Below are 8,786 nucleotides of genomic sequence, written 5' to 3'. Positions count from 1 at the left end.
AGTCTTTTTTACAGGCAGTGTTAAGTTTTAAGTGATTAAGTGTTAAGTAAAATCAAAAAGTTATTTTTTTATTGGTTGGCGATTATACCAGTTTTAGGATTTTTTACGACTGCATCAACCATGATCGGCTTAAAACATTGCGTGAAAGTCAATTATCTTCTATATCGCAGCAATTGATCATTTCATGTCCCGCTTGAGAAAAGCAAAGGCAAGACGGTCTATAGCCCGGGTTTTCGGCACGACTTTACCCTTAAGAATGTCAATGATGATCTCAAAGGTTTTCTCTGTTCTTAATTGACAACAATGTTTATTTTTTGCATATTTCTAAAACTAAAAATGGAGGATAGGTGATGCATAATGTTCGGGCTGACGTGGCCAAAAACAGAATTTACATAACAGTCGGTAAAATCGAAGATGAAGCCGAGATGCAAGCTTTTGTTGATAAAGCCAAATCCGAATGCGAGAAGCTGGCAGACGGGTTTACATGTCTGACAGATCTGCGGGGTTATGAATATCAGGATGAAATTTTTGAGAAATATATAAAAGAAATACAGGAAGCCTTCTTAGCCCGAAGTATGTCAAAGGTTGTAAGGGTACATCGGTGGTCCGGACTTCTGGGTCATATGCAATTTGATTATGTATCCCTTGACTTGGGCTACAGCGGCAAAAATGTCACAAGTATCGAGGAGGCCGAAAGGATTCTGGATGGTGAAGAAGGATAAAAGACCTGACTCACCATCAGAAGGCTATTGAGAGCAACCGTTTGCAGATATCGCTTTGAGCGCTGCAATTATTGCCGCTGCACCACTATCACTCCTATTGCCACTATAATCAGGCCGATGACGTCTGTTGACTGAAGCGTATCGCCGAATGCAATCCATGCCATTATCATGGTTACCGGCGGTCCCAAATAAAAAAGGCTTGCCACACGAGTTGCATCGAGCCGCGAAAGCAGCACCCACATCAAGGCATAAGCTGCCAGGGACACGCCGAGAATGAGCCACACCATAGCGCTTATAAACGTCGGTTCCCAGCGGGTCGCTAAACCCTCAAAACCTATTGCGGGAATCGTTGCTGCCAAAGCAGTAGCCAGACTCTGGTAGAAAAGCGAGATATCCAGGGGAAGGCGATGGGTGCGGCCGTGCACCTCTATGTACCTTTGAATCAGACTTGCCGCCGTTATTCCGACCACGGACCCGAACGGAATAAAGTAACCAAAAACGGATCCGGCATCGCTTAGATTGGTCCGGGCGCCCACGGCAATCATAACCCCGCAAAATCCCACGAACAATCCGAACCAGCGGGTAAGGGGAGTATATTCCCCCACAACGGGACCGGACAATGCACCGGTGAGCATCGGCTGGAGAGCCACGACAAGTGCAACAATGCCCGCGGGCACACCCTGTTGCAATGAAAAGAGCACACAGCCCAACCATACACCATGGGCCAGAAACCCCACAAGCAATGCAACGGCGGCATCGTGAAAGCCCGGCCAACGCAGCCGGCCGCTTAGTGTCAGGTAAACCAGAAGAATACCTGTCAGCGCCCAGTAACGCCAAAACAGAAGGGTAAACGGCCCGGTAAACGGCAGACCATATTCGGCACCGATGAATCCCGAGTTCCAGAGCAGGACAAAACCGGCTGCCAGATATGCCGTAGCGGAAACCATAACGCGGTAAAAAGCCCTCCGGACCAGGAATTTTAAACCAGCCGTATCAATATTCCGACTGCAACCCGGTATTGGGTATATCCGCCGGGCTGATGGTGCTTATGCCGATCTTAATTTGGGGCAATAGGCATTTAAACGGGCTGAAAATTTGCCGGCACCGCCGGATTTGCTTATTGTATAATATATAAGGTCGATTCGGGAGCAAGACAAGATGCTGCTGTTTTTCCGTACCTGCATGCACAAAAAAATATCGGGCGGTTTCCTGCCGGAAAAGCCCTGCAGAAACGGGCGCAGGCTGCCGGCAACCAACAGGCAGGGAAAAATCATGCAAATCATTGACCTTAAATGACGCCTCTTTTTCCATCAACATTTACCACACCGGAGAACAAATTCCATGTCCCCGAAAAACGTCTTTCTGATCGGACTGACCGATACAGACCGGGCCCGGCTTCGCTCTATCCGAAATGCCGACCGCTACGTATTTCACGGTGTTCTGGACCCGGCCGAATTTTTGGAAACCTATGACTTTCCCATAAAAGATATGCTGATGCGCGCAGAAGACCAGCTCCGGCGCTGGGAAGCCGATTCCGGCAAAACCGTCGACGGTATCGGAGCATACCTGGATTTCCCGGTCAGCACAATGCTCCCCCTGCTCTGCGCCCGGCTCGGCAGACGCGGCCCCAGGCTGGAAAGCCTTTTGAAATGCGAGCACAAATACTGGAGCCGGCTGGTGCAAAATGAAGTAATCCCGCAGCACATTCCCCGCTTCCAGGCCTTTGACCCCTTTGACGATAACGTATGGGCCCAGATCGGCCGGGCGGAGCCTATCTGGATCAAACCGATCAAGGCCTGCGGCTCCATGCTGGGGTTTTACATCGAAAATCAGGAGCAGTTCGATGATGCGATTTCAAGGATCCGAAAGCAGATCCATCTGATCTCCGAACCGTTTAACTATATTTTGCAGCAGGCAGCGCTTCCCAAGGCCGTCACCGACGTTGCCGGGCATTTCTTCCTGGCGGAAAGCATCATTCGGGGATGGCAGTGTACCCTGGAGGGATATGTCATAGACGGCGACATCCAGCCGCTTGGCTTTATAGACTCCCTGCGCTATGAAAACGGCATCAGTTTTTTCCGGTATGAATACCCGTCGGTGCTGCCGGATACCGTACAGCAGGAAATGTTTTCAATTGCCAGAACTGTAATTGCGCATACCGGTCTGGACAACTGCGCCTTTAATATTGAATTTTTCTGGAATCTGGAGCAGGATGCAATCTGGCTGCTGGAAATCAACCCCCGGGTAAGCCAGTCCCACAGCGATATTTTCGAAAAAGTAGACGGCCAGAGCAACCAGCAGGTGACAGTGCAGGTGGCCTGCGGGGAAACGCCCGATTTCCCGCGCGGGCAGGGAGTATTTGCGTGCGCGGCGAAATTCTTCTGGCGCATTTTCTCCGGCGACGCCAGGGTAACCCGGGTGCCGACGGATGAGGAAATCAGAGGGGTGGAAAAACGCTATCCGGGCACGGTGATCCACCCTCAGGTGAAAGAGGGAATGAAGCTCTCCGATCTGCTGGAGCAGGACAGCTACAGCTATGCCATCTGCCACCTGTTCATCGGCGGCAGGGACCGTAAGGAGCTTCTTGATACCTACATGCGTTGCACGGAAATGCTGCCGTTTGAATTTTCTCAATTGTAGATAAAGCATCAAAGGAAATTGTTCGTGAACATTGTCGATTCTTTTCCCCGGCCCGTCCGGGAGATAGCCAACGAGTGGATACCCCTGTCTGACGGATGCCGGCTTGCCGCGCGCATCCGGCTGCCGGAGGACGCAGAGCGAAATCCCGTCCCCGCGATACTGGAATACATCCCCTATCGCAAAAACGATCTCACCGCCGAACGCGACGAGCGGACCCACAAATACATGGCCGGCCACGGCTATGCCGGCGTTCGTGTCGATTTGCGCGGCTCCGGCGACTCTGACGGAATTCTGTGCGATGAATACCTGCAACAGGAACTCGACGACGGGTTGGAGGTTATCCGCTGGCTTGCAAGCCAGCCCTGGTGCACCGGGGCAATTGGAATGATGGGCATCTCCTGGGGCGGGTTCAACGCGCTCCAGATTGCCGCCCTGCAGCCACCTGAACTGAAAGCCATCATTACGGTCTGTTCCACGGACGACCGGTACGCGGATGACGTGCACCACATGGGCGGGTGCCTGCTGGGTGACAATCTGTCCTGGGCGTCGACCATGTTCAGCCACAACGCCTGTCCGCCGGATCCGTTGGTTGTTGGTGATGACTGGAAATCCATGTGGATGGAACGACTTGAAAAAAGCGATCTATGGTTGGCGCAATGGCTAAAACACCAGCGGCGCGACGATTTCTGGAAGCACGGGTCCGTCTGTGAAGACTATAGCGCCATCAGGTGCCCGGTTATGGCTGTAAGCGGCTGGGCCGACGGGTATTCCAACGCGGTTTTCCGGCTTCTGGCCAATCTGGACGTTCCCCGCAAGGGACTTATCGGTCCCTGGAGCCACCTGTATCCGCACATGGGCCATCCCGGGCCGGCCATCGGTTTTTTGCAGGAAGCAATTCGCTGGTGGGACACCTGGCTGAAAGGCGAGGCGACCGGGATCATGGAAGAGCCCATGCTACGGGCATGGATGCAGGAGAGCGTGCCGCCGACCACGGACTGTGACTACCGGCCGGGCCGCTGGGTTGCGGAGACCGGATGGCCCGGTAAAAACACATCCCCGCAGGTTTTTCACCTGGGGTTTGCCTGGCTTGGCCCTGAAGAAAAAATCGAGCAAAGTTTTCCGGTGTCGATTCAGTCTCCGCTGAGCGTGGGGTTGTATGCCGGCAAATGGTGCTCCTATGCCTCGCCGCCGGACCTTCCCCACGACCAGCGTGACGATGACGGGGGCGCCCTGGTCTTTGACTCCGATCCGCTCCAAGAAGACATGGAGATCCTGGGGCCTCCGGTGGCGGACCTGGAGATTTCCGCAAACAAACCCGTGGCCATGATCGCCGTTCGCCTATCCGACATCCTGCCGGACGACAAGGCAACACGGGTGACCTACGGCCTGCTCAACCTCACCCACAGGGACAGCCACGAAAATCCGCAGCCCCTGGAGCCCGGAAAGCGATACCGGATAAAAGTGCAGTTAAACGATATTGCCCAAAAATTCCCTGCCGGCAACCGCATCCGTCTGGCAATCTCCACGGTTTACTGGCCTCTGGCCTGGCCTTCGCCCGAACCAACGCGGCTGACCATATACACAAGGACCAGCCGGCTTCTGCTCCCGGTCAGACAAAAAGAAACAAAAGACAAAGAGCTCCGCCCGTTCGGGCCAGCTGAAGGAGCTCCACCAGCACTCAAAACTCTGATCCAGCCCAGCCGGCAGTCCTGGACGGTGATCCGGAATCTGGCCAAAGGAGAATCCCGGCTCGAAATTATCAGCGACGAAGGGGTCTATCGTCTGGATGACACAGACCTTGAGATCGCCGCAAAAGTTGTTGAAAATTATGCTTTCACCGATGACGATTATGCTTCTCTTCGCGGAGAGACCAGCTGGGTGCGATGGTTCAAACGGAAAGAGTGGGAAGTGCGGACGGTTGCCCGCACCTTTCTGACATCTGACACGACTCATTTCCATCTCCGGGCCGAACTCGACGCCTGGGAAGGTGAAAGCCGTATCTTCAGCCGGAGCTGGGATGAACACATTCCAAGGGATCTGGTATAAAAAATACCGATTCCCCTGTTTTATGCGGCAGTGAAAAATGGGTTTGCGGATCGCCGTATGACCGGTCGTTTCCATCCAAAAACCTGGTGCCCCCGGCAGGAATCGAACCTGCGGCACATGGATTAGGAATCCATTGCTCTATCCACTGAGCTACGGGGGCTTGGGGCGGTCGGGCTATTCCACGTAAAGGGTCTGGCCCGGGTAAATCCTTGAATTCCGGTTTAGTTCATTGATTTGCAAAAAGTTGTTCATGCTCATGTCATGGCGTCTGGCAATGGTATAGGGCGAATCGCCTTTTTTCACTCTGTAGGCTTTGCGGTCCGCACTTTTGCCGGCCGGGATTTTGAGCTTCTGGCCGATGTGCAGGTTAACGGTATTGAGTTTGTTTAAAGCCTGGATCCGTTTTGTGGTGGTGTTGTAGCGCTTGGCCAGCACCCACAGGGAGTCACCCCGTTTGACCTTGTAGTTGATTGTCCGGGAGGGCTCAGGAAGCGGGCCCCGGGCGGCGTAAGTCCCGGCCTGGGGAATTTTGAGCCGCTGGCCGGTGACAATGTAATTTTTCCGGTAAATATTGTTGTACCAGGCGATTTTCCGGGCGGTGGTGTTGTAGCGCCGGGCAATGGCCGACAGGGTCTCTCCGGGCCGCACCCGGTGGTAGACAATGTTGTGCGGGCTCTGGTAATGCTCCTCGATATCGTCTATTTTTGCCAGCAGTACTTCCCCTTTTTCAGGGGGCACCTTTAACTCGTAGGTTTCATCCGGCAAAACCTTGTAGCGCAGTTCCGGATTCAGCTCCAGCAGTTTGTCCTGCTTGACGTCAATGGCCTTTGCAATGTCTTCCAGGGATGCTTGCTTTTTGACCTCCACAAGCTCAAACGCCATGGGCGGATCCGGCTGGATGTGACCCATGTTGTATTTTTCCAGGTTGTTGACAATATGAATGGTCGCCAGAAATTTCGGCACATAGCGCGCGGTTTCCCTGGGCAGGCGCTGATACAGATCCCAGAAATCATCCAGATAATTAACGTTTTGTTGACGGATCACGCGCAGGACCCTGCCTTCACCGCAATTATAGGCGGCAAGCACGGTTTTCCAGTCTCCGAAAATTTCATGGAGTTCTTTTAAATAGGCAATGGCGGCCCCGGTGGACTTGTAGGGATCCAGGCGTTCGTCAATGTAGCGGTCCCTTGTAAGGCCGAACTTGTACCCGGTTGAGGCGATGAACTGCCACATCCCAAGTGCCCTGGCGCTGGACAGGGCCTTGGTTTTAAACCCGCTTTCCACCAGCGGCAGCCAGGAAAGCTCCTCGGGAATGCCGGCCTTTTCCAGTTTTTCGAGGATATAAGGGCGGTAGCGTCCGGAGCGTTTGTAGGAATTAATGAAAAACGTGCGTGATGGCCCTTCGGTAAACAGTTTGATCTCTTTTTGGACATGCTCGTTAAGGGAGAAGGGAATGGCGTTATGATTGCCCTTGACCGTTGTATAACGCGAGGAATAGATTTCAAGAATCCGCTTGGAGATCATAAACCGCAGGTCATCTTTTTGCTGGCTTAGTTTCGGGTCTTCGGCGGGAGGGGAGGTTAAAATCAGCGCATATGCGTTGTCCAGGGAATCCAAGGCGTTTTCCAGCTCTCCCTGCTGCCAGTAGTCCTGGGCAGCCTGATAGAATTCCAGGGATTTGTCCAGCCGGGACTGGGTATCTGCAGGGGGAGCGGGCTCGATCAGCAGCTTGGCATTTTCTTCCTCGCTGCCGTTGAAACTCAACAAGGGCAGGACTTCAACCTGTGTTTCATCTTCGGCTGCCGGCGCTGCCGGTTCCTGGTGGTCCCGGGTTGAGTTTTTTGCAGTATCACCGGCCGGCTCATCTCCGATCCGGCCGGTCAAGCCGGCGCAACCGGTGAATATCATGGAAATTGCCAGAAGTGCAGCAAACACAGTGAGTTTACGGACAAGGGTGAACGGTTTGACGGATTGCATGGGCACCTTTTTTGTCAATATTTGTAATTGCTTGAAAATCAGCAATTTTTTCGAAATAAAATGTGTAAACCAATTAAATATCACCGGCTGCAAACTTGTGTCAAGCTGATTGTTTGGCACAGGATTGGCCGGATCAGGTGTCACGGCGGCCGCAGGGCCAGGTTTGAGCGCATTTTTTGGTTGCCCTGATACGTTCTTTGTCCTAAATACAATGAAAAAAACTGCTTGCATTGATTTTCGATATTTGTTACTTGACATGGCTTTACGAAAATAATAAATATAGCAGATTGATCACGAACCGGCAGGAAGGGTCAGGTTAACAACTGCGGTTTCAAAATATGAATCATGTCTGCGCTGTCTGGCCGATAAATGCTTGCATTCCGGAAAAATTTCTGGTAGAGCGCAGAACCTTTGAATGAACGTGGCCCTTGCTTTGAAGTACACGCGGCTGGTGCCCGGATTGAATGCAGGCCAGCGTAGCTCAGTTGGTAGAGCTACTGATTTGTAATCAGTTGGCCGGGGGTTCGAGTCCCTCCGCTGGCTCCAGAAGAAATTGTTTGTTTTATTGATGGTGGGGTTCCCGAGCGGCCAAAGGGAGCAGACTGTAAATCTGCCGGCGAAGCCTTCGGAGGTTCGAATCCTCCCCCCACCACCACTTCATTAATAACGGTTGAATGTAGGAGATTCCGCAGGGGCGGAATCAAAGAGACTACATGGCTGGCGATTCATCTGACAGTCAAGGCGCAAGGCAACAGGGCAGGCTTTTTGCCGGATAAAAAACACCGCAGAAGGCCGGCAGGCATGGTTAACGGAAATTGGCGGGAGTAGCTCAGTTGGCAGAGCTTCAGCCTTCCAAGCTGAATGTCGCGAGTTCGATTCTCGTCTCCCGCTCCATCAGGCAAACGTTTGCTAAATAAAAGCTGCCCTGCAAAAAGATTTCCGGAAACATTTCCGGCAGTCGGTGATTATCAGGCCCACGTAGCTCAGTCGGTAGAGCGCTTCCTTGGTAAGGAAGAGGTCCACCGGTTCAATTCCGGTCGTGGGCTCCATTGAAACTTTTTCAAGGCATGGGTGCAGAACCGGAGAAACGTGTCTTGAGAAAATCGGGTTTGCGCCTGGCCATGCATCGACGATCTCTTGCCGAGATCTCTACAGGAGAGGGACTTCGAAAGATTCCAATGAGATGCTATAAAACCATGGGGAGGATGTAAGATGGCAAAGCAGAAGTTTGAGCGGAACAAGCCGCATGTAAACGTGGGAACGATCGGTCATATTGACCATGGCAAGACGACATTGACCGCGGCGATCACCAAGCATTGCGGACTGCGTGGCTGGGCGGAGTTTATTCCGTTTGACAAGATTGACAAGGCGCCTGAGGAAAAGGCCCGCGGGATCACGATT

General features: G+C 52.8%; 6 protein-coding genes and 5 tRNA genes. 8 read left to right on the top strand and 3 right to left on the bottom strand.

Going from position 1 to position 8,786, the window contains the following annotated elements; translation table 11 throughout:
• The first annotated feature begins 350 nt into the window (after window positions 1-350).
• Window positions 351-722, top strand: a complete 372-nt coding sequence (locus tag ACTCIA_RS15665) for a hypothetical protein (protein WP_463002740.1) — start codon at window positions 351-353, stop codon at window positions 720-722.
• A gap of 68 nt (window positions 723-790) precedes the next feature.
• Here ACTCIA_RS15665 and ACTCIA_RS15660 read toward each other — a convergent pair whose 3' ends face one another.
• Window positions 791-1,669, bottom strand: coding sequence for a DMT family transporter (locus tag ACTCIA_RS15660; RefSeq protein ID WP_463002739.1), 879 nt, complete (start codon window positions 1,667-1,669; stop codon window positions 791-793).
• 394 nt (window positions 1,670-2,063) lie between these two features.
• Between ACTCIA_RS15660 and ACTCIA_RS15655 the strand changes: the two genes are divergently transcribed.
• Window positions 2,064-3,362, top strand: a complete 1,299-nt coding sequence (locus ACTCIA_RS15655) for an ATP-grasp domain-containing protein (RefSeq protein ID WP_463002738.1) — start codon at window positions 2,064-2,066, stop codon at window positions 3,360-3,362.
• 24 nt (window positions 3,363-3,386) lie between these two features.
• Window positions 3,387-5,408 (top strand): CocE/NonD family hydrolase, encoded by a 2,022-nt coding sequence (locus ACTCIA_RS15650; protein WP_463002737.1) that lies wholly within the window; start codon window positions 3,387-3,389, stop codon window positions 5,406-5,408.
• Between the two features lie 84 nt (window positions 5,409-5,492).
• Here the strand turns inward: ACTCIA_RS15650 and ACTCIA_RS15645 are convergent.
• Window positions 5,493-5,568: transfer RNA gene (locus tag ACTCIA_RS15645), tRNA-Arg, on the bottom strand.
• 14 nt (window positions 5,569-5,582) lie between these two features.
• Window positions 5,583-7,385 carry a LysM peptidoglycan-binding domain-containing protein gene (locus tag ACTCIA_RS15640; protein ID WP_463002736.1) on the bottom strand — a complete coding sequence of 601 codons (1,803 nt, stop codon included), beginning with the start codon at window positions 7,383-7,385 and terminating at the stop codon, window positions 5,583-5,585.
• A 470-nt stretch (window positions 7,386-7,855) separates the two neighbouring features.
• Here ACTCIA_RS15640 and ACTCIA_RS15635 point away from each other — a divergent pair.
• The 5 genes from ACTCIA_RS15635 to ACTCIA_RS15615 all read left to right on the top strand — a co-directional run.
• A tRNA-Thr gene (locus ACTCIA_RS15635) sits at window positions 7,856-7,931 on the top strand.
• A gap of 24 nt (window positions 7,932-7,955) precedes the next feature.
• Window positions 7,956-8,040: transfer RNA gene (locus ACTCIA_RS15630), tRNA-Tyr, on the top strand.
• A gap of 163 nt (window positions 8,041-8,203) precedes the next feature.
• Window positions 8,204-8,279 (top strand) — tRNA-Gly (locus ACTCIA_RS15625).
• Between the two features lie 78 nt (window positions 8,280-8,357).
• A tRNA-Thr gene (locus ACTCIA_RS15620) sits at window positions 8,358-8,434 on the top strand.
• A 163-nt stretch (window positions 8,435-8,597) separates the two neighbouring features.
• Window positions 8,598-8,786: GTP-binding protein (locus ACTCIA_RS15615; RefSeq protein ID WP_463002601.1), on the top strand; the 189-nt coding region annotated here is incomplete at its 3' end.

The organism is Desulfosalsimonas sp. (assembly GCF_055149105.1).
The sequence above is the reverse complement of the archived record's forward strand: the minus strand, read 5'-3'. Positions and strand labels throughout refer to the sequence as shown.